The 21,411-nt window shown below is 45.1% G+C and carries 23 protein-coding genes and 1 tRNA gene; 5 read left to right on the plus strand and 19 right to left on the minus strand.

Annotation, left to right across the window (positions count from 1 at the left end; translation table 11 throughout):
* Positions 1–15: 15 nt before the first annotated feature.
* The 8 genes from J5W02_RS10165 to J5W02_RS14835 form a co-directional block, all read right to left on the minus strand.
* Positions 16–882 carry a secretion protein F gene (locus J5W02_RS10165; protein ID WP_219965567.1) on the minus strand — a complete coding sequence of 289 codons (867 nt, stop codon included), beginning with the start codon at positions 880–882 and terminating at the stop codon, positions 16–18.
* A gap of 5 nt (positions 883–887) precedes the next feature.
* Positions 888–1,829 (minus strand): type II secretion system F family protein, encoded by a 942-nt coding sequence (locus J5W02_RS10170; protein WP_219965568.1) that lies wholly within the window; start codon positions 1,827–1,829, stop codon positions 888–890.
* Positions 1,826–3,187 carry a CpaF/VirB11 family protein gene (locus J5W02_RS10175; RefSeq protein WP_255575677.1) on the minus strand — a complete coding sequence of 454 codons (1,362 nt, stop codon included), beginning with the start codon at positions 3,185–3,187 and terminating at the stop codon, positions 1,826–1,828. The genes J5W02_RS10170 and J5W02_RS10175 overlap by 4 nt, the downstream gene beginning before the upstream one ends.
* On the minus strand, positions 3,180–3,914 hold the full coding sequence (locus J5W02_RS10180) for a P-loop NTPase family protein (protein WP_219965569.1): 735 nt from the start codon (positions 3,912–3,914) through the stop codon (positions 3,180–3,182). Before J5W02_RS10180 ends, J5W02_RS10175 begins: the two co-directional genes overlap by 8 nt.
* Positions 3,904–4,683 carry a Flp pilus assembly protein CpaB gene (gene cpaB, locus J5W02_RS10185; RefSeq protein ID WP_219965570.1) on the minus strand — a complete coding sequence of 260 codons (780 nt, stop codon included), beginning with the start codon at positions 4,681–4,683 and terminating at the stop codon, positions 3,904–3,906. Before cpaB ends, J5W02_RS10180 begins: the two co-directional genes overlap by 11 nt.
* 11 nt (positions 4,684–4,694) lie before the next feature.
* Positions 4,695–5,141: a prepilin peptidase gene (locus tag J5W02_RS10190; RefSeq protein ID WP_219965571.1), complete on the minus strand. Its 447-nt coding sequence runs from the start codon at positions 5,139–5,141 to the stop codon at positions 4,695–4,697.
* Positions 5,141–5,389: a hypothetical protein gene (locus J5W02_RS10195; protein WP_219965572.1), complete on the minus strand. Its 249-nt coding sequence runs from the start codon at positions 5,387–5,389 to the stop codon at positions 5,141–5,143. Before J5W02_RS10195 ends, J5W02_RS10190 begins: the two co-directional genes overlap by 1 nt.
* A gap of 131 nt (positions 5,390–5,520) precedes the next feature.
* The gene (locus tag J5W02_RS14835; protein WP_219965573.1) at positions 5,521–7,221 is read right to left on the minus strand and encodes a ParB N-terminal domain-containing protein; all 1,701 of its coding nucleotides are present in this window, start codon (positions 7,219–7,221) and stop codon (positions 5,521–5,523) included.
* 138 nt (positions 7,222–7,359) lie between these two features.
* Here J5W02_RS14835 and dinB point away from each other — a divergent pair, with 138 nt between their 5' ends.
* The 3 genes from dinB to J5W02_RS10215 are packed head-to-tail and all read left to right on the plus strand — an operon-like array spanning position 7,360 to position 9,447.
* Positions 7,360–8,598: a DNA polymerase IV gene (dinB, locus tag J5W02_RS10205; RefSeq protein ID WP_219965574.1), complete on the plus strand. Its 1,239-nt coding sequence runs from the start codon at positions 7,360–7,362 to the stop codon at positions 8,596–8,598.
* A gap of 13 nt (positions 8,599–8,611) precedes the next feature.
* Positions 8,612–8,869, plus strand: a complete 258-nt coding sequence (locus J5W02_RS10210; RefSeq protein ID WP_219965575.1) for a hypothetical protein — start codon at positions 8,612–8,614, stop codon at positions 8,867–8,869.
* A gap of 5 nt (positions 8,870–8,874) precedes the next feature.
* Positions 8,875–9,447, plus strand: coding sequence for an SOS response-associated peptidase (locus J5W02_RS10215; protein WP_219965576.1), 573 nt, complete (start codon positions 8,875–8,877; stop codon positions 9,445–9,447).
* Positions 9,448–9,548: 101 nt separating this feature from the next.
* On the opposite strand, the gene J5W02_RS10220 is transcribed toward J5W02_RS10215, so the two are convergent.
* The 10 genes from J5W02_RS10220 to J5W02_RS10265 form a co-directional block, all read right to left on the minus strand.
* Entirely contained in the window at positions 9,549–9,836 is a 288-nt protein-coding gene (locus J5W02_RS10220) for a septation protein SpoVG family protein (RefSeq protein WP_219965577.1), read from the minus strand.
* Between the two features lie 38 nt (positions 9,837–9,874).
* Positions 9,875–11,101, minus strand: coding sequence for a ParB/RepB/Spo0J family partition protein (locus tag J5W02_RS10225; RefSeq protein WP_219965578.1), 1,227 nt, complete (start codon positions 11,099–11,101; stop codon positions 9,875–9,877).
* A gap of 518 nt (positions 11,102–11,619) precedes the next feature.
* The gene (locus J5W02_RS10230) at positions 11,620–12,384 is read right to left on the minus strand and encodes a ParA family protein (protein WP_219965579.1); all 765 of its coding nucleotides are present in this window, start codon (positions 12,382–12,384) and stop codon (positions 11,620–11,622) included.
* Positions 12,385–12,471: 87 nt separating this feature from the next.
* Positions 12,472–13,395, minus strand: a complete 924-nt coding sequence (locus J5W02_RS10235) for a hypothetical protein (RefSeq protein ID WP_219965580.1) — start codon at positions 13,393–13,395, stop codon at positions 12,472–12,474.
* 64 nt (positions 13,396–13,459) lie between these two features.
* Entirely contained in the window at positions 13,460–14,101 is a 642-nt protein-coding gene (locus J5W02_RS10240; protein WP_219965581.1) for a hypothetical protein, read from the minus strand.
* A 577-nt stretch (positions 14,102–14,678) separates the two neighbouring features.
* On the minus strand, positions 14,679–16,322 hold the full coding sequence (locus J5W02_RS10245) for a hypothetical protein (RefSeq protein ID WP_330659728.1): 1,644 nt from the start codon (positions 16,320–16,322) through the stop codon (positions 14,679–14,681).
* A 186-nt stretch (positions 16,323–16,508) separates the two neighbouring features.
* The gene (locus J5W02_RS10250) at positions 16,509–17,021 is read right to left on the minus strand and encodes a DUF6550 family protein (RefSeq protein WP_219965582.1); all 513 of its coding nucleotides are present in this window, start codon (positions 17,019–17,021) and stop codon (positions 16,509–16,511) included.
* A 36-nt stretch (positions 17,022–17,057) separates the two neighbouring features.
* Positions 17,058–17,474, minus strand: a complete 417-nt coding sequence (locus J5W02_RS10255; RefSeq protein ID WP_255575678.1) for a HepT-like ribonuclease domain-containing protein — start codon at positions 17,472–17,474, stop codon at positions 17,058–17,060.
* Entirely contained in the window at positions 17,440–17,757 is a 318-nt protein-coding gene (locus J5W02_RS10260) for a nucleotidyltransferase family protein (RefSeq protein WP_219965584.1), read from the minus strand. The genes J5W02_RS10255 and J5W02_RS10260 overlap by 35 nt, the downstream gene beginning before the upstream one ends.
* Positions 17,758–17,840: 83 nt before the next feature.
* The gene (locus tag J5W02_RS10265; protein WP_219965585.1) at positions 17,841–18,506 is read right to left on the minus strand and encodes a molecular chaperone GrpE; all 666 of its coding nucleotides are present in this window, start codon (positions 18,504–18,506) and stop codon (positions 17,841–17,843) included.
* Between the two features lie 154 nt (positions 18,507–18,660).
* On the opposite strand from J5W02_RS10265, the gene J5W02_RS10270 reads away from it, so the two are divergent.
* A tRNA-Tyr gene (locus tag J5W02_RS10270) sits at positions 18,661–18,746 on the plus strand.
* Between the two features lie 130 nt (positions 18,747–18,876).
* On the opposite strand, the gene J5W02_RS10275 is transcribed toward J5W02_RS10270, so the two are convergent.
* A complete protein-coding gene (locus J5W02_RS10275; RefSeq protein ID WP_219965586.1) occupies positions 18,877–19,794 on the minus strand; it encodes a LysR family transcriptional regulator in 918 nt (305 codons plus the stop codon).
* Between the two features lie 253 nt (positions 19,795–20,047).
* Between J5W02_RS10275 and J5W02_RS10280 the strand changes: the two genes are divergently transcribed.
* Positions 20,048–21,409, plus strand: a complete 1,362-nt coding sequence (locus J5W02_RS10280; RefSeq protein ID WP_219965587.1) for an acyclic terpene utilization AtuA family protein — start codon at positions 20,048–20,050, stop codon at positions 21,407–21,409.
* The last annotated feature ends 2 nt before the right edge of the window (positions 21,410–21,411 follow it).

The raw sequence follows: 21,411 nt of genomic DNA on the forward strand, positions 1-21,411 counted from the left end.
CTCCTTTTCTGTAGATTAAAACAAGGTTCCAAGGTAGCTGCCCACCTGCTTGAAAACAACGAATAAGTAGGTGCCGATAATGCAGGCGAGAAGAAGATAAGAGTATTTTTTCAGTTTACCGGGACGTTTCTGCGCTTCCTTCCGAAGCGCCTGTATTTCCAGTTTTTGATAGTCGTGACTCAGCATAGCAAACTGAATTTCTCCGTTGCTTCCGTTCAGGACGGTCAGCAGCCCACGCACTACCTCACTAAGCATCCCGCTTCCCACTCTTCCGGAAAGATGGTTCAGTCCCTGCTCCTGTGAACCGGACTTCATATCGGCAATCGTGATTTCCAACTCGTTTTTAAATACCGGCCCGGCGCTTTCACGGTAGCCTTCCAGCAGAGACAGCACGTCCCTTGTGGCGCTAATCTCTTGTGCGATGGTCGCCACGAACCGGGGCAGCTCCCGTTCGATACTTTTTCTTTTATCTGCTGCGATTTTTTCCGCCGCCTTGGTGCTGTCCCAAAACTTGTTAATCGCCAGAATCAGAACTACCGGAACCAGTAATGGGGATATCCAATAGCAGGGAATCACAAGCAAAAGTCGAACTCCGGTTTTGACAATAATGTCCGACAGGTAAGCTTCCGGAGACAGCTCTATTCCGGCGTATTTCAATGTCGTCGCCATTGACCGGCGGCGGTATTCGTCAAGCCGGATATATTTCGCAAGGATACCGGCCCACTGTCGGAGCAGGGCGTGATATCCTCTTGCCTTCTGGTTCTGTGTCAACTTCAAAGCTGCCCGCGTCGCTTCCAAAGTGGGCATACGCAGCAGATCGCTGAGGATAAAATAGCAGCCTGCCGCCGTAAAGATACCGGCCCCTATCATTGTCGATGTCATAGTAATTACCTCCTGTACTCAACCGGGCGTGTATTTCTCACAACCGCTATCAAGGACACGAAAATCACAGTAAAGATAACGGTGACAATCAGCTGCCCGCCTGTCGTGTGCATCAGGGTATTGTACCACTCGATGTTGATGGTACGAAACAAGGGAAAATTCATGACAGTCAGGACGGCCATGCTGAGAAATTCTTTTAACGGTTCATACATCATATTGTTCAGATCTCCCGACACTTCCCGAACTTCTGACAGCTTTCCCACGATGGGCTGCAGCGTACTCTTCAAGGTACGGTTATCTTGACACAGGATAATTTGATCCACCCATTCCTTAAAGACCGCATTGTCAATGCTGTTCCTCATTTCTTCCAGCAGAGCCGGAATGTCTGTTGAAATCATACTGGACTGGACGAGAAACTTTTCAAATACTTCCTTTACAGGGTACTGCAAAGAATTTACATTCTCCCGGATTGCCACGAGGATATTATCAGTGCGGTTATACGACGAGGTAATCATGTTCAGCGCGGTTTCCAATTCATCGTTGAGCTGCCGTTTGAACTTTGTTGCCGTTGCAAGAATCGTAAGCCAGGGTATAAGGGCAAGGCCCCCTGCCAAAACAGGCGTTAAAAAGTAATTCCCCATGATGAGGCTGATCAGGACGCCGATGGTAAAAAAAACGACCGATGCCAACACATACTTTGGCAAACGGTCTGTCCGGTGCGTCAGCTCCAGCACGGATTTGGATTCCAATAACATTTGCTGGATCCCACGCGGTTCATGTTTCTTCATGCTCCGTCTGATCTGCTCTTTCATGCTGAGCTTTCGGTGCGGCCGCATAGCAAACACTATGCTTTTCAGGCTCTTTGCAAACTCGGTTGGCTGAATATCCAGCAGCAGAAACACTCCCGTGTAAAAGGCCGCAAAGCCCATAAAGTAAAATAGGCTCATTTTTCCTGTCCTCCTTTCAGGAACGATTGAAGAAGATCTTCCGGAATGCCCTTTCTGCGCAGACGCTTCTGCATCTGCACAGAAATCGTTCCACACTTTATGAATTCCCCATGTATAACCGTCTTTCCATTAACAACTTCGTTATATTTTGTATCGTACCGCCATAAGGGAGTAACCTTTGGCCGGTCATTTTCCAGCGTGCATTCGCAGATTTGTGTAACACGGCGAACGCCATCCGCCATTTTTTCGGAATAAAAAAGAATGGGGAATGCTTTCACCGCCATGGAATAAAGGGTTTTGTCACTGAGGGTCGTTCCTTTGATACTTGCGAGCTGTACCAGCCTGTCCGGTATGGTTTCGGCACTGTCCGTATGTGTTGTGCCGATTACAGGATGCCCGGTGAGGGCGGCTTCGATCGTCTCAAACGCTTCGGAGCCTTTGACTTCGGCCATACAGATATAATCCGGATTCATCGTCATGCCCTGTTCCAGCAGCATTTGCTGGGTGATAGCTTGTTTTAGGTCTTCGGATTCCCGCGTGACGGTGTGGATGACACTGTTCAGTATCCGATCAGCCGTATCTCTTACAATGAGATCGAATTCTCTCGTTCCGTTCTCTATGGTGTATAACTTTTTGCTGTACAATACTGCCGCCGCCATGATGATGGCCATCAGGGTTGTTTTGCCGGCGTCGGTTTCCCCAGCCAGCATCAGGGATATGCCGTAACGGTACAAGGCAATGAGAAACTCCATCATTTCTGGAGTCAGTGTGCCAAATTTTATCAGGTCTTCTTTTTTGAGATGGTTCGGGTTTACAAACCGGATGCTCGCGGCAATACCGACATCATCATCCAGTGTTTCAAAGCCGCCATTTACGGTAATACGGATGTTTTTATCCAGATGCCCCCGGACAAGAGGACAGGCATAGTCCATATTAATTTTAGACTGGTGCAATAGCCGGGTAAGTACATCCCGCGCGTGCTTTGGGGATAAAAATTGTCCTTTTGCCGGTTCCATTCTCGAACCGGCAAACTTTACCCATATGCAGTCCCAGGAATTGATTTCAATTCCTTCCACATTGGAGATTTCATAATTTAGATAAGGCGTCAAGAAACTATATTCTGCCATTTCCCGGTACAGCCGGTTTGTCAGCTGTTCCGGGTTCATACCGTCCACACTCAGCCGATTATCCATCAAAAACTGCCGAATTGCGGAGATCAGCATGTCTTTGCGGTCATTTCCCTCTCCGGACAACAGCTCTTTATACTGTTCCGACATGTATCCCTGTACTTTTTCCAGCAGCTCAGGAAAATCCATACTGTTCTGCCGGCTCATAAACAGTTCTGTGTTTTTAATCAACCAAAATCTCCTCCTTTATGATATTCCGAATAACCGGTTCATATTGCTTTGCCTCCCTGCCGGAGAAGGATTCCAATAACCGCACTTCATCAAACTGTGCTTTCAGGGCGTCCAGATGCGGAAGAAGGTAGGCTTTTCCCCCCAGGGCATCCTCATAGGTGCGCACCGGCTGTGATGGAAGTATGTTGTTTATGATATTGACATGGCGGTCGTAGTGAAACCGTTCTTCCGCGAGATACGGCCTTTGCGATTTAAGGTAGAGCAGGCTTTTCGGGTCAGCGTTCGTTACCCGCAGTACGGTCTTTGCCGCTTCCAGCGCGACCGCCGTGAAAACATTGGTCAGCAGATGGTGATAGCAGTCGATCACAACATGGTCGGCGGTGCCGCTCAATATGGAAAGCAAGTCCAGCACGCGTTTTTCTTTATACTCGCCGTAAGTAATTTCGTTTTCTCCGCTCTGATACCCCAACAGGCTTAGATTCCGTCCTGCGGGGATGAGGTGTTGAAAAACAGAAATGGACGTCATGGTGGGCTGGGTGAGCAGATGCCCCAGGGATTTTGTTTCGCCGGAAGGCGGGGCAGCCAACGAGATTGACGGCGTTACCTCATCAGTCAGAATAAGTACAACGTTGCTGTTTTTAGCTAATTCCCTTGCTACTTTGATGCTTGTGGTAGTAGCCCCGCTTCCGGGGCTTCCCCACACGGCAGTAATTTTTTTATTGTCCATCGGAGGAAACACCTCCTGTCCCGGTCACACTGCCCGTAGGCTGCTGGCTGAGATAATCATCCTGCATTTTCAGATACCTTTGTGAATTTTCCTCTGATCCCCTGTACACAAGGGTGGCGTACAGCTTTCCGTTGGTTTCGTAATCAACGAGCTTTGTCGCCTGTTCCGGGGTGACCAGCAGAGTAAGAGTGGCGGGAATATTGTCCTCGTCATTCTCTGTATCCTTTTTCTCGGAGCTCTGCTTTTGATCGGTGTCCGTGCCTTTGGCAGTCGTAGCCGCCAGCAGCAGCACATACCGCAGCTCTGCGGGTGCAACGGTTTGCTTGGTGTCCCCATAATCACTCACAATCAGAGAAACAATGTCGCCGGACTGCAGCTTTCCGGATAGGCCCGCCGCGAATGATTTGATGGAGATGGAAATTGCTTCTTTTTCTCCGTCCAAAGCGGAGAGATAGGCGCTCTTTACGGTATCTGAAACTTTGGAAGTCAGGATATAATCCCCGGTGTCCAATGCTGCCGTGGTATATTTTCCGATTGCGTTCTTTTCATCGTTGATGATGTTCTGCGGAAGGTTAAACCCGCCGACTTTCACTGTCTGGATCATGTCCTTTGTTATTGCGGTGCCTTCCGGGATCGCTTTCACTACACGGATAATTTCTGTTTGACGGTTGGTAGCCTGGTTAACTGTCGGCGCAAGGACAAAGCACACAAAGGCGGCTACCAGCAGGCTTAAAGTGCCTACAAATATTCGGTTGCGAAAAAACTTCATTTATATACCTCCTATGAAGTCAGTAAATACGCGGCAAAGCACCCTATGGATAAATAGGGTGCCAGCGCATACCGTTTGTGCCGGGGATCCCGGCGAAAATAGATCAATAAGTATGTCAATACGAGCAATACGGAGCCTATGACTGTGCCGATGATGACTCCGACCGGCCCCAAAACCCATCCTGCCGCCGCTATCAGTTTGATGTCCCCGCCGCCGATTCCTCCGTGAGTAAGTACGGCTATCAGGTAAAACAGGACGGAAACAATAAAAAAGCCGGTAACCGCTTTTTGTGGTTCCAGCAGAATCAGGCCGTCTATTAACAGAAGAACATGAATCAAATCCGGGATTTCATGGGTTTTGGCGTCTCTGTACGACGCAATGGACAGGATGACCACAAAAGCCAGTCCTTTTACAATATGCGCAGGGTTATGGGGAATGCAGTACAGTAAGCAAGGCATCAGGTAAACTTAAAGATATTTTCGACTGCTGTGGTCAACCCCGGAAAGATATCAGTGTTAAACATGGTTTTCATGAGCGGCAGTATGACTACCACAATCAGGATGAGGACTGCGGCGGCAATTCCCGCGTATTCGACAATTCCGCTTCCGTTCTGGTTGCAAAGAATTTTCTTTGCAAATAAAGATTCCCTGCATTTAATTGCAAAGTTATTTACAATAGACCGAATTTTCTGACCTGTTTTTTTCATTTTAATACCTCCGATATTTTCAGTTTTTATGGAAAAGCGGAAGTCCTTCCGCTTTAGTCACCTTCCTTCCTGCTGGAATAAAATCTATATGAAAAGCACCCTGTGTAAAAACAGAGCGCCGGATTATAAGATCAGGATGCTTTCACCGCCCTTTCGGCTGTATCGAAGCAGCCCTCGCCGATGTAAATATTGACTCCTATTTTGGATACCGGGTATGACTTTCGAACATTGTTTACCATAACCGACAATACTAACGCGCATTCATATAACTCAATCCGGTCGATGATGCCATCCCGCACCTGATCGCCTTCCAGCACTGCGCAAATATCGCCGGGAGCAAAAGGCAGCATCCGTAACATAGATACAGTTTCTTTGTAACTTCCGGGATCTTTGAAAGCGGACGTGCGTCCGGGATCCGGTTCTTCTATCGCGTCCGGTTTTTCTGCAAAAGCGGACGTGCGTCCGGATTTCAGTTCTTCCATCGCATCCGGTTTCTCTGTAAAAGCGGACGTGCGTCCGGATTTCAGTTCTTTCATCGCGTCCGGTTTCTCTGTAAAAGCGGACGTGCGTCCGGATTCCGGTTCTTCTGCCGCGTCCGGTTTCTCTACGGAAGCAGACTGAGCTAATTTATAGGCCCTTTCTATGCTGATATTCCCGTCCATTACCTTTTGTAATTGTTTATCCGATAAAGCTTCTACAATCCGTTTGTATTTGCGGACTTGATGGGTGGATATCCCCAGCATTTCGGAAATGCCCTTTTGAATTGCGCCGGTATATTCTCCGGAATCTTTCATATCACATAAGAGCTGCTCGGCATCAATGTAAAATTGCAATTTTTGTCCTGATGTGTATTCGCGGACGTCCAGATTCGCGGCGTGAAGCATGAGCTGCGCCGCATTGGGGGATAGATGTTCATGCACGGTGCTTGGAATGGTATCCCAATGCAGATACCGGGTGATTGCTTTATACCTTTTTTCACCGGCAATGATCCGGTATTCGGTATCAGTAATTTTATTTAGGAGCAGAGGATAGATCAGTCCGTTTATCTGAATGCTCATGGCTAGGTTGTAAATTTCTTCCTCGGTATCGCCCTTTGCGTAGGGATTTCGTTCAGCAGGCACAATGTATTCAACAGGGACGTCTTGCGGTGTGCCTGACTTCAAGACGTCAGAAACCCGATTCTCCATTTCCGCTTGGGGCTTTTGATCGGGTTTTCCTGTTTTGTCAGGTGAAATAGGACGGGAATTGATTTCAGGTTTCGGAACGACCGGCTGAACGGTGGCCAGCTCCCGCCAGTGCTTTGCTGCAGCCGGATCAGCCTCGTTAATGAGGTTGTTTTCACACAGAATTGCCAATTTCAGTTCAATAATTTTATTTGGCGCTTTTTCCTCCATTTTTAAAAAGGCGCCGTAAGCATTTTCGTACAGTTCGGATGCTAAAGAAGTATCCTTGACCATTCCAAAACCAAACTCGCTCATTTTAGCAAGCTCATAATCCGCAAAGGGATTTGCGGCTGCAGAAGCCCTGGAATACCATGTTCCCGCATGAAGGGGATTTGCTTCTTTTCGGATCCCCTTGTAATACATTTTCCCCAGCACATACATTGCCCGCGCATCGCCTTTGGACGCGGCGGCTTCAAACCACTCTCCGATATCTGTCCCGTCCGGGATTTTCGGTGCTGCTTGACCCATGCTATACCATAAAGAGAGCCTTTCTTCATCGGAAAGGCTTTCCCATTGGGCTGGCTCATCCTTATATGGCTCCGGAATGCTTTTGGGAATCTCAATTTCGGCGGTTTGCTCTAAAACTGTTTTTCGTTTTGCTCCAAACACAGAATCACTCCTCGATATAGATATAATAGTAAAAACCGGAAGTACTTCCGGTTTCTCAGAATTAACCATTGACATATAAGAACACATGTTCTATACTTAATGCGCATATAATAGAACAATTGTTTGTGTGGTGACAGTATGGAACGCGTTATTTTGCATAGCGACTGCAACAGCTTCTACGCCTCGGTTGAATGTTTGCATCATCCGGAGATACGCAACAAGCCGGTGGCAGTCGGCGGGGATGTTGAGCAAAGGCACGGCATCATCCTCGCAAAAAATCAGATTGCCAAAAAATATAATATAAAAACCGGCGAAGCACTGTGGCAAGCTAGGCAAAAATGTCCTGAACTTGTCATCGTGCCGCCCCGGTTCGAATTGTATATGAGGTTTTCAAAGCTTGCCAGACAGATTTATATGGACTATACCGATCAGGTGGAACCGTTTGGCTTGGACGAATGCTGGCTTGATGTTACCAGCAGCGTAGTCAAGGGCGATGGCATGACCATTGCAAAAGAAATCAGCGCCCGAATTAAGTATGAACTTGGCATTACGGTTTCCATTGGAGTTTCCTTTAACAAGATATTTGCTAAATTAGGCTCAGATTACAAAAAGCCTGATGCCATCACATGGATTGGGAAAGATAACTTTAAAGATATTGCATGGCCATTGCCGGTAGGTGATCTGCTTTATGTTGGTCGGTCTACCCAGCGAAAACTTACTAATTTCGGCATTCATACAATTGGAGAGCTTGCGGATACCCCTAGGGAAATCCTCTGTTCCAATTTCGGAAAATGGGGCGATGTTCTTCATTGTTTTAGTAATGGTTATGATAGTTCGCCTGTTGCTGTGTTTGATAATTCTCCGCTTGTAAAGTCCATCGGCAACTCCACGACCACGCCCCGTGATCTGGAAAACGATGCGGATGTGAAAATTATCCTGTATGTACTGGCCGACAGTGTTGCTCGCAGACTGAGGGAGCAGGGATTCAAAGGTCGGACGGTCTGCATCAGCGTAAGGGACAATGAGCTGTCCTCTTTCACGCGCCAACACACGCTCAAAAGTTATACCAGTATCACTTCCGAAATAGCTCGGGCCGGATTGGAACTTTTTCGGAAGCATTATCGCTGGTACAAGCCCATCCGCAGCATTGGAATCAGCATCACTGATTTGGTATGCGATACCATGCCGACACAAACAGATCTGTATTGCGACGAGCGCAGCAGGGAGCGTAAAGAGCATTTAGACACAACTGTAGATCGGTTAAAGAACCGCTTTGGCAGTTATGTGGTACAACCGGCCGTATTGCTGACGGATACACAGTTATCAGGATTTGATCCTAAAAAAGATCACACCATTCATCCGGTTGGATATTTCTAATGGAGGGGTATCAGTGGCATATAAAAAATACGTGGAAATGATCGTAAAATATCTTGAAGATGGAACAATCATGCCTCTGGCCATCCATTGGAATGAAGGGGAACTCTATGAAATAGACCGGGTAGTTGATATACGGCCGTGTGCGTCTCTGAAAGCCGGAGGAGCGGGAATACGTTACACCTGCATGATACAAGGGCGCAAAAAATATATTTGGCTGGAAGAAAACAAATGGTTTGTAGAAGCCAAAGGTGATAAACTAAATGTGGGGTGATAACCATGTGCGGACGGTATGTACTTTTCAGCGATACAGAAATGCAGGATATCCGTGACATTATTGACGAGGTTCAGCGCAAAGTAAACGGAGAGATGAAAACCGGTGAAATATTCCCGACAGACAAGGCCCCGGTACTGATTCAGGAACAAGGGATCATTACCCCTGATGCCGTAAAGTGGGGGTTTCCGAATTTTCGCAATAAGGGAGTCGTCATAAACGCGCGGGCAGAAACTGCTCCGGAAAAGCCAATGTTTCGGCGTAGCCTTGAAACAAAACGCTGTATCATCCCGTGTACCGGATTTTATGAATGGTCGCACAATGGCCCGAAAACAAAATATCAGTTTAATCTTCCTGAATCAGGTGCGCTCTATATGGCTGGACTATGGAATGATTTTGACGGGGAGCGTCGGTTTGCGATCCTGACGACCGAAGCAAATGTTTCCATGTCAGAAATCCATAACCGTATGCCTGTAGTGCTGACACGTCCGGAAATGCAGCTCTGGATGAACAATTATCAGGATGCGTTGGACGTCTTGCAAACTGCCCGACCTGAGTTAATTAAGACTCCGGCCTAAAATATTGAAAACCTTCATAGTAATGTCTGCGTAAAGTAGAATTGCATTACTATGGCGGCGTTTTTATAAAGGGAACCCGGCAGCGGCAGGAAACAGGAATTTTAACCTGCGTGAATTTCGGCATTCCTTTCTTTTGTAATAACTCTCCAGTATTCCTGCAGAAGGGCTCCTTCAATCATGTGGCGTGTCTTGGGGTTGAGTGGAACAATGTATTCCAAATGATTTTTCTTTGCAAACTGGTGTTTAGGAAATTCAGCGAAAAAGCGGCCGTCCGATTGGATAATTTTAATATCGTTTATTGTGAGATCGCCGTCCAAAGTGATACTGGAAACCCCCTTAAGGCGGGGTTTGTCAGGAATCAGCCTGACTTTTACTTTTGTTATTTGCATTGTTATTCTCCTTATAAAAACCGGAAGCACTTCCGGTTTCAGTCAATTTTCTCGTCCATGGATTGCTTAGAAGTATCATTCAGTTTTAACCGCTTTCTAATCAGTTTAGATTCTTCCTCTTTAGTAAGCAGCTTCCCACTTCGTATCATTTCCCTCACATAACCATCCACCTGAGAATAGGTGAGCTGCAGGTGTTTCCTGTTATACTCAATATCCATATGGGATGAGCGACATGTACAATCGCCATGGACTCCGTCCGGAAACATCACACTTCCACCGGAATAACCACAAGAGGGCTTGAGGATTTCTTTAATTGCTTCCGCTATTGTGGGTACCTGGAAGGTATAAAACTGGAAAATTCGCTCAGCATCATAGTGGCGTTTGATGGCAAACTCTATTTTTGATTTCCAATAGGAATCGCTAAAACCGGAAGCACTTCCGCTTTTTGTATTCTTTGTGGCCATTTCGGTTGGAGTATTGCTTTGACTGGAAATACTTTGTTTATCAGCAAAAAGAAAGGCGCCGGCTGCACTGTTATTTTCCTCTCGCACAGGGCCTGTGGTGTTTGCAACCACTTTATCAAGATGATCTTCGCAAAGGTATTCATTCATGCTGTCAATCACAGACATCTGCCGTTCTTCTTTTTGTGATTGGACAATTTGGTAAGCGGTGTCAACGCTGAGTTCTCCTTTCATAACCTGTTGCTGATCTTCCTCGGAAAGATTTTGTAGGATGCCTTTATATTTTCTGATCTGCCGAGTGCTGACGCCCAGCAGTTCCGCCAGGCCCTTTTGGATAGGGCCGTGATAGCTTCCAGATTCCTTCATCCGGGTCAGCAAAAGTTCAAGTTCCCGATAACGCTTGAATTTCTGCTCAGAAGTGTACTCTCTTTGTCGGTTGGCTTCGTACAGTTTCAGCTGGGCCTCATCATCGGAGATACCTTCAAAGACCATAGACGAAATATTTTTGAATTCCGGAAGATATTGCCTGATTGCTGTGAAGCGATGCTCCCCGGCAACCAGCTTATAGCAGGTGTCGGATTTTTTATTGAGGACAAGCGGTTCCAAAAGGCCGTTCGCCTGAATACTCATTGCAAGTTCATACCGGCTTTCGTCTGTATCGTTTTCAGCAAACGGATTATTATCTGCCGGCTCAATGTATTCTACCGGAATCATTTCGTGGTGCGAGACCTTTGACAATGCTTCTGTCAGAGATTTTACTTTATTAAGACCTGCCGTAATATTGCCGACGTTGATTTTTCCCATAGCTTTTGCCTCCTCTATTTGCCTTAATACGATCTGCTTTTCTTCTGCGGGCAAAACGTCTTTTCTGCTCCCATCTGAATTGAAGAATTCTTCAAGGATGAGCTGCTTTGCCCGGATTCCTTTTTTGTTTTGTTCCGGATATATAGCTAGCCTATATCTTCCATCGCTCCCATAATCGGCTGGCCGGCTTGAAAAAGAGCTGTGAGACGGCATTAAACCATCCAACCCATCCGCATAAGCCTGAATTCGTTTTAAAAACTCAAAGTCGAGGCTGTAGATACTGCCAACGCTTTTACTATCGGGATATAGTTGTGCATAGCTGTCGTATTCCAGCCGCCTGCTGCACCGGCATTCATATGCGGTCACTTTTTTATTTGGCCATCCGTCGTAAATAGGAATGATAAAAGGACAGCCATAACATGCATGTCCTTCTCCATAGCCAGATAGACGATACCCTGTAGTATCAGCCGGTGTATTTTTCTGAAAAGACTTTCCGCATTTACAGAAAAAAGTGGTTTTCATCTTGTCACCAGCTCCACGATTTCATCCGTCAGAGCATTGTAATCTATATTGCCGTTGCTTTTCGGCTCATAGAGATTGATCGGCTGATGGGCATTGATGGCTTCCGAAAGTTTTGTGTTCTTCCGGATCGCGGTCTTAAAGCAGGGGAAAATATCCTGATTTTGAAGTGCTTCTTTGTAGGCCATCTTGTTGGCCGTTCTCTCATCAATGGTGATGAGAACTCCCAGCACCTGCAGCTTCGGGTTGACACCCTGCTTGATATCCACAATTGTTTCCGCCATACACTGGAGGCCATGTACGGCGTAATCATCGGGAATGGTGGGGAGTATCAAGTAGTCGGCAAAGGCAAGGGCGTTTGTTTTTACCCTGTCACCACTCGGCGGGCAGTCCATCAGGATAAAGTCATAATTGCTTTCAACATCCTTCAGAGCGTTTTGGAGAGTGTATTCCTGGCGCGATATCTTCATCATCAGAACAGTTTCCATGGCGCGGAAGGAGTAGGTAGAAGGTACCATATCCAGATTTGAAATTCCGGAAGGAATAATTACCTGCTCCGCTTCCGCAGCTCCCTGCATCAGTTCAAAGATGCCCGGTTTGGTATCGTCATACCGGGCATAGTAGCTGGTAGCATAACTCTGATGGTCAAGGTCAACTAACAAGACTTTGTATCCTCTGTCGGCAAGGATCGCAGCCACATTCACAGCGGTGGTTGTTTTGGCAACGCCGCCTTTTTCGTAGGTAATTGCAATTTTAATACTCATAATCGTCTGTCTCCTTTTTATTTGAGATATAAAAATAACCGGCTTTTATACCGGTAATTCGATGTGTATTAAACTTTAAAAGTCATTCTAAATTTGCAGTTTCAGTAATTCCTGCGCCCGGAGAAAGTTGATGAAGGAAGAACGCCAATAGGCATTTACGTTTTTCACTTCTGACAAATCCTTGCTTTTCATGTCCTGCATAAATTCCCTCAGCGTGCAGCTGTCCACTCGATCTATGTATGTTTTCAGAGCTTCCCGGCTCTGAACGACACCGCTGATCTTGGTGGAGGGAGATGTGAGCATGTCCGCCATACACCCGACAATCGTTTCGATGCCGGCAATATCTTCCGGACAATTTTCCTCAAAGTACTCATACTCAATCTGCTCTTTTAAACCTTCGCGCAATTTATCTATCGACCCATCAGATGGAATGATAGATTCAATATTGCGTAGGTCAGTATTACGTGGATCAGTATTACGTCTTTCACCCCCATTTGGCATAGGATGCGGTTCGCATATATTGCCATTCGCATTAGGTACGAAAAGGGGGGCATGGGAAATGTCAGAATTGGCATATACCCCCTTTTGGGGGGTATGGGGATTTTCTGGCGCTGGCATAGCTTTCTTTGATATATTTGGTGCTTTCGGGGGAATCACTTCACCCTTTTTATTCAGATTAATAAGCGAAGGAGTATCCAGATCAGGTTCGTCCAACAAATCATATTCATATTTGAATCTGTCGTTGTCGCCGCTTGGTATCCGATAAATTTTAAGATATCCCGTGTCCTTCAATTCTTTCCATGCTGAATCAAAAGCTTTAGAGCCTTCTTTGCACAATTTGAGCAAATTACGTTTATATAGACGGTAGTTTGGTTTTCCGTTGTAGCACTGAATAAGGGAATAAAGACCTTTGGCCTTTAGGGACAACCGCTCATCCTGCAGAGCCATATTTGAAACTGCTGAAAAATTTGTTCTTCTATGACGGAATACACCGTTTTGGTTCTCTTCCACATTGGTTCTCTCCTTTAAAACTCTTATGCGTCTAATTCATTAAGCGAAATTGTAATCGAACAGCTTATAAGCCCATCGACATGTGATCTTCCTCTATTGCCTCGACTGCTTCTTCATCAATGCTGGTGCAGCACTGCATACAGTCAAGCAGCGATAATTGGGTACCCGGCGGAACAGGGGTTTCCTTGATCTTCTTAGCGGCTTCTAAACATTCCTTAAACGAGTGCAGATATCGCTCCGGGTCTAGATGCCTTCTCATTGTCACCAAATCATCCTGTGAAATTGCTTGTTGAAGCCAGTTCACATAACCTAATATTCTATTTATGGAACAATCTTTTGCCTGTTCAGAGGAAAGGACATCTTGCAGTTTCATAAGACTCTTATATGAAGAATCATTCAAGTAAGCCTGCAATGTTTCCTCTGCCTTTGTTCGAATCATTTCGGCCTGCGCCATATAGTTATTATCCACTTCCCGGGGAGTTGGGAAATCCGCTTCCGGAGGGACCGGCAATTCATATTCTTCACAAAGCTTTTGAATGTCCATCTTGTATGAAATAATATGATTCCTCGTCAAATTCAGTCCTGTTCCGTCAGGCCAAAATGGGTCCTGTCCTCCGATATGGTAAAGATGATTCCAATGCTCAAGTTCCTTTTTGATGCACAGTGCATATTCAGCTATTTGAGATTCCGGCGTTTGCTTTTTCATTCTGATACCCCCTTCTGCTCATTATCCCAAACTGCTATTTTGTATAATTAGGCACCACTCAGATCGTCTAAAAAAGTCAACCCCGAAAAACGGCCAATTTTTCAAATTAGCTGATTTTCGGGGTCTAAAAATATGGTAGCAAAACCACAACATGTTGTGTGTGGGTTTAAGAAATGCGATGTCTTGATTTCTCGCGTTTTCTCTGATTTTTGAATTCTTAGTAATAAGGGGTAACTTTTAATTTACCAGAAATTTAACGTAATCTTCACGGCAATTTCACATAGGCTCGTTATACTGTAATCATTCCAAAGAGCTTACAAGTCCCATATGAGGATTCATATATATCTTTTTCATTTATACCCCTCTGTTACCGCTCCTTAATTGGGGCGGTTTCTTTTTGTTAAGTTCTTTCACAGAAGAGCTTCGTGAATTATGTCCCCCCTTTATTGATAAACATAGCAAAAAGAATTCCACCTACTATAATAATCAGAGGAATTGCTATTGGAATCCAGATTGCCTTAATACATTCCCATAAAAATGAGATAAAATCCAAATATTTTCACCTTCCATGGTTTTATTAGTCCACCAGCTTTGGGCCAATATGCCAATTATCGTAAACTGAACCTTTGATGGTCACATAGTCGTTCAGGTTGATTGACAACATACCGGCCGGCGTCCATGCATCTTCCAGATAGGCGTAAACGGTGTATTTCCCGTCCGGGAACCATAGAGGGGTGAAATGCACAGGCCTGTTATAGGTGGAATAGATATTATTTTTAAACTGGAATGAGGAAGATTCCCCTCCTGCAGAATAAGCAAGGTGCCGCCAATAGGTTTTGTACTGAAACTCAGGGAAATAGCTTACAGCCGTCTGTGCGCCGGTAATATGGGACGATGGGGCAGGGGAGGTCATATCGCTGGTTACACTGATTTTCACACCGTATGCGGACGGCATCAGCTTTCCCTTTGCACTCCATACCTTATCATCCGGTAACAGGCTTATTTTTGCGGAAAGGACGGCCTGATAGTTCGTAAAGCTGTAATTCCAGTACCCTTCATCAACCCACTCGCCATTGTCCTTCCAATGACCACCTGTCGGTGAGCCGGAATCTTCAATCCAGTCCCAATCTTCATGCCATACCCAAACCGGGTACCATTCGGCGCTCCATACGCCCCATGAATTACCTGTCTGCTGCGTGTTTGTCGGTAAACTCGGTATGGAAAAGGAGTCGTTACGGTCGTTGGCTTGCGGATCAGGCGGGTCTTTCCCGTCCAGAGAAACAATGTTGGCCGTAAAGGACGATGTGTTAAGAGAGCCTTTGCTGGCGCTCACAGAGATATGAACGCTCTGCGGAGAGCTGGGCGTATGCCATTTTACCCACACCAATTGCGACTCTCCTTCGGGAATGACAATATTGGTAACGGTGTAGGTACCGCCCATGATAGAGAACGTTACCTTTGCCGGACTGTCAGGGTTGATTTCGTTGTCGGCGCTCAATGTAACCGATGTGATCACGTCTGTGTCTACACGGTACTCTGCGCTGGTGGAGCTGCCTCCACCGTCCCCGCCGTCATCATCCTCGCCACCCGGCTTGAATTTGACAATGCCTAACCCCAGAGATGAAATAATATTTGAATCGGACTGCGGTTTTGATGCAGAGCCGGAATAAGCCGGGAATCCCAAATCAGAGGCTTCCAGAAATAAAGAAAGCGGCAAGTTTTGATGTGTCAAAGAAACCATCTTTGATCTCAACTTACCGCTTAGTTTTTGGTCATATAACGCTGCTTCTGTGGCCGTCATTGCGTATTTCTGGCCATTGAAGGTAAAATACGCAATAGGCTCGATGAGTAGCTTGTAGTTTCCATTGATGAGCTTCTCATAATCTGCTCCAATCAGTCCGGCAATCTTTCGGAGAATCAGTTCGGAACAAAAATAATGTTTAATTGCAGTAATATTTGCGTTGCCGCCATTACTGATGATGCGGGGCATTGGGGAATCGGGTTTCGAATATTTGTATGTTGATGCTGTCCCTGTTAATGTAGCACCATTTTTATAAGCTATTTTGCTTTTTTTCCCAAAGTGTCCTTTTACATCTGTTTCGCTATAGTTTGTCAAATCAATAGAATTTGAAACGACAGATTTATCACTGGCTTTTATAACCGTAACTCTTGTGCCGTCTTCACCTTCATGCCAGAAGTTACTGCCGGTGCCGCTTCCCATTCCGCCACCGCCTCCCTCCATGTTTCCATCCCCCGGATCGGCAAAAACGAATTGGTAAGAAAGAGAAAACAGGATGGATATACATAGTAAAAAGGAAATGATACGTTTAAGCATACTTTTAAGCCTCCTAAAAGAAAAGGACACGGTTAACACCATGTCCACTGTATGTTTAATTTTTAAGGCAGGTCAATCCATGATTCCCACTTGCTCACCGCCCTCATGCATACCGCTTACGACAGTGCCTTCACCACCGCCTGTGCCATCGACCCATCCGAAGCCATCCATCCACGTTTTCCCATTTCTTACTTCTCCGTTTTTAGGAGTGGTTGTCGCTTTTTTAGAGGCAGACGGCTTGCCGGAATAGCTTGGCTTCTTGTTCTTATCCGTCAGTGCTGAACTGGCCGGGGGCGTAGGCTTCGGAGGTGTGGATGTCGGTTTTGATATTGTGGTCAATGACGCTGCCGCGCTTGCTCCGCTTGAAGGGACAAAAGCGGAAGCACTTCCGCTTTCAGATTCCTGTGATACAACTTTTATTTCCGGTACCGATACTTCCGCTTCAGTAGAAGTTGGTGTGCTGGATGCAGGCTCCGCGGCCTGACCTACTGCGCCGGTGGTGTTTATGAGAATCAAAGCAACGGCTCCAATAGAAATAAGAGCGGAGCCGCCGAATGTAAGATATCTTCTTGTGTTTTTATTCATAATAGTTCCTCCTTCAATACAGAATATGTGATGTATCTACAATAGCTCCATGTCCTGTTCTTCATCCTCGTCTAAATGGGGTTTGCTCTCCTGCATGAGGATGTCAAACTGGTCTATAATCTTAGAGCAGTAAGCTTTCAATAGGGGAATATCTTCTGTAATGGTTTCCCATAGACTTTGACTGTCAATTTTGCCATAATTATGCGCTACTATATTTCGGAGGGCTTTGATTTGTACCCATGGGACCTGATTATAGCTCTGCTTAAAGTCATCGGTAAGATGCTTAGTAAGCTCTCCAATCTGTAGAACACACAATGCCGTTGCGTTTTTATAAACGGGATCTCCTTCAAAAATATCATATTCTTTTCCGAATCGTTGGACAGTGTCTTCTATTTGATCGCAATACGATATGATATGTTTAAGAATATCTGCGTTGCGGGAATTGTTCTGCATATAAAAGCACTTCCTCATTTTTTATTCGGTCAAGAAAATCATCATCCAGACTCGCTGTAGTTAGCAGGTCGATTTTTTTATTCAATGCAGCTTCCAACTCTGTATACAAGCCGCATAGAGCAAACATACCTCTTAGTGCGCCTTTATCAATACGCAGGTCAATGTCGCTGTTCTCGTCAGCATCTCCGCGGGCATAAGAGCCAAACAGGTAAACATGTTCCACATTGTATTTTTCAGCAATCGGCGCTACTGTACTTCTTATTTCATCAATTGTCTTTTTCATACCCGTCCCTCCTGACGTTGGGAATCAGCATTGTTCCTTGATATAATTATTAATCTTTTGTGATAAATTGTCAATAGATCGCTTTACATCTCCATTTCGGGGCCTTCATCAAAATCCATAGATGGTTCATTTGACGGAGCGTGAGAATTTGTAGAACATTCTTTCTGAACAATGCCAGAAAGTGTCTTACAATCTACATGGTTGGCCTCTTCCAATTTGCTACTGGTATCAGAAGTGAGTTCTTTTTTTGAATTCATTATTTTGGTCATCTCATCATGCCATTGCATTACCTTTTCCATTTCATTTTCAAGCGTACTATCCTGTGATGCCCCTCGTTCCCCTTTGTATCCCTCAAAAAGTTCATTCAGGTTCTCTTTAATAAATCCAACATCCTCTAAGTCGTCCTCGTCGAGATCTTCCTGTTCCCCGTAAGATTGCAAATCAATCCATTCCTCTATTGCGTCAGACACACTTTCATTTGTAATAAGCCACTGAAGAAAACTTGTTTCACCGAAACCCATGCCAAACCAACATCTGTCAAACCATTGATTGGCATACATTCTTTCGTCAGAGCCATTACTATAAGTTCCGTCAACTAAATCACCAACGAAGTTTTGGAATAATTCAGATACTGTCAACCCGGATTCTCCAGTCTTGTTACAAAGCCTTTCCACATCGGCATCTGAAAGTTTTATGCTGATATTTCTCTCTTTTATGGTTTCGATTTCATCGCGTTGTTGTGTGCTCATTTAACTTCCTCCTTTATTAATAATATAAAAAGAGCCGCATTGTGGCTCAAAAATGGTAATAATAGATCGAAATGATTTGTAATCAGCAGGTCGGGGGTTCAAGTCCGTCTGCCAGCTCCATTTGTAAATAAGTGAAAACTTGTAAATAAAATATGGGAGAGTTCCCGAGTGGCCAAAGGGGGCAGACTGTAAATCTGTTGCTTTATAGCTTCGATGGTCCGAATCCATCCTCTCCCACCAAAAAAACGATAAGAACCAAAGCGTATGCTTTGGTTCTTATCGTTTTTTTATGGTAAAAATCCACCAACGCTGTAATAAATGCACGTTTTAATTGCTCTGCAAACTGAGAAACAGATGCCAAACAATACTTCTATTCTTTTTTCCTTTGTTTAAGAAGCGAAATGGTGAAATTAATAAATTCATCCATGATTTTGGTGCGAAATGCTCCTTTGCGATTGCATAAGAACATACTTCGATAATACGTCTGGTTAATTCGAAAAAATTTTAAACGATCGACGGGCATTCCATACTCGGAGTTAGGAAGAATCGTAAATGCCATTCCCTCCGCTGCCAGGCTGAGACAAGTTTTCCAGCTGTCGGTTTCCAAAATTACCTTTGGGATAAAACCGCTATCCTGGAAAATTCTGTCAATAGTAAATCGCAACTGGTGCTCGGGTTTCATGAGAACGAATGATTCGTTCTCTAAAGTCTTCAGGTCGACAAGACTATCCGTTGACTGATCGGATTCAGAATAGGAATCGGGGACATAACTTAAAGGGGAAATTAATACAAACTCTTCTTTATAGAGCGGAATATACTCAATATTTTTATTCTCGGAATTCCCATAGGTGGTAAAAATCAAATCGAGATTCCCTGACATCAATTTTTTTTCAAGATCCATGCGTTCTCCCTCGGTTAAATTAATCTGTACATCACTGTATCGGTTCTTAAAAACAGGGATGATATAAGGAATCAGTGTTGAGGAAAAGTAGGAGCTGCAACCGATATTCAAACGACCGGCCAATGAATTGGAGATTCGCTCCAGATTGTGATTCAGATCATTTATAATACTGAGAATCTGTTCTGCGGCGTTGATATACTGCTCGCCGGCATATGTCAGTTTTAAGGGAGAAACAGTCCGATCGAACAATTTCACATCAAGCTCTTCTTCCACATGTGCGAGCATACTGCTTAAAGACGGCTGACTAATATACAGCTTTTGCGCAGCAGATGTTAAATTTCCCTCTCGTGCGATTGTCAAAATGTATTTAAGCTGACGATCGTTCACTAAAATTCCCCCTTTCCATAGACATATATTTATCATTTGTATATATAAAATAGTATTTTACTTATCATTTGTTTAAAGTATATACTATTATCAATGAAATGTAAATATATTTGTTAAATTTAAAAAATGCTATATTTACAATATCGAATTAGACATTGCTCACCCTATATTTACTGATTCGGTCATAGCTGCCAATATTATCCCCCTAATATGGCAGTGCTGATAAATATAATGCTAAATGAAGGAGATATTTATGAAAACGTGTAAGATTCTAATGCCAATCGGAAGTTTAGGCGGCGGTATAAATCCTGAAGCATTTGATAACGGCCTTTCCATGAAGCCTGATGTGATTGCAGTTGATGCCGGATCAACCGATTCCGGCCCCGCTTATCTGGCAAACGGCATGTGCAAGTACTCAAGGGCCATGCTGAAAAATGATCTGGAGATTTGCACAGTAGGCGGAAAAAAGCTGGGTATTCCCGTGTTTGTCGGTACCTGCGGCACTTGCGGTACTGACAATATGGTTGACCTGTGTGCGGAAATTGTCGAGGAAATCTATAGAGAAAAAGGATACACCGGCAAAATCGCAAAGGTTTACTCTCAGCAGGATCCGGAAGTTCTGAAAAAGAAGTTTGATGAAGGCAAGATTCATGAATTGGAAGGCGCTCCCACGATAACCAAAGAAACTTTCGATGAGTGCACCAATATTGTCGCGCTGATGGGCTCTGAACCCTATATTAAAGCTTATGAGGATGGCGCCGACGTTGTTTTGTGCGGCAGAACCACCGACACCGCCATTATTGCGGCTTTGCCCATAAAGATGGGCTGCAATGAAGGAGCCGCGTGGCATGGCGCCAAGACCGTGGAATGCGGTTCGCAGTGTACCGACGACACCGACGCCAAGGGCGTATTCCTGACTGTAGATGAAAAAGGATTCCAAGTTACTACATTACTACCCAAAGCACACTGTACTCCCTACAGCGTGTCTGCACATATGCTTTATGAAAATGCCGACCCTTATCACCTGACCGAGCCCGCAGGCACGGTGCTTACCGAAGACGCTGTTTATACCCAGGTTGACGAGCGTTCCGTATATGTGACAGGGTCCAAGTTTGAGCATGCCAAACAGTATACCATGAAGATTGAAGGAGCCTGCATCACAGGTTATCAAACCATCAGTCTGGTGGGCATTGCAGACCGTGCGGTGATGGCCGATCCCGAATTGTGGATTAAAAACATCAGCGAATATGTCAATAGGTATATTCATAAGCTCGGGATTTCTCCGGAAGATTATTCTTTTGCCTTCAAAGCCTACGGCTATAATGCAGTAATTTCCGGCCCTGTTCCTGCGGGAACTCCTGCTCCCAGAGAAATCGGTATGCTGCTGACCGTAACGGCAAAGACGCAGGATCTTGCCACTCAGATTTCAAAGGTGTTTAACCCCTACCTGCTGCATTTCCCTGCAGATCCCAACGCTCAGCTGCCCAGTTTTGCATTCCCGTTCTCACCCGCACATATACCGAGAGGCGCTACCTATGAGTTCAGAATGCATCATGTAGTGGAAACCGATGACCCATTTGAACTCGTCAGATTTAAATATATTGATATAAAGTAAGG

This window comes from Caproiciproducens faecalis, from assembly GCF_019448085.1.
GTDB classification, from domain to species: domain Bacteria; phylum Bacillota; class Clostridia; order Oscillospirales; family Acutalibacteraceae; genus Caproiciproducens; species Caproiciproducens faecalis.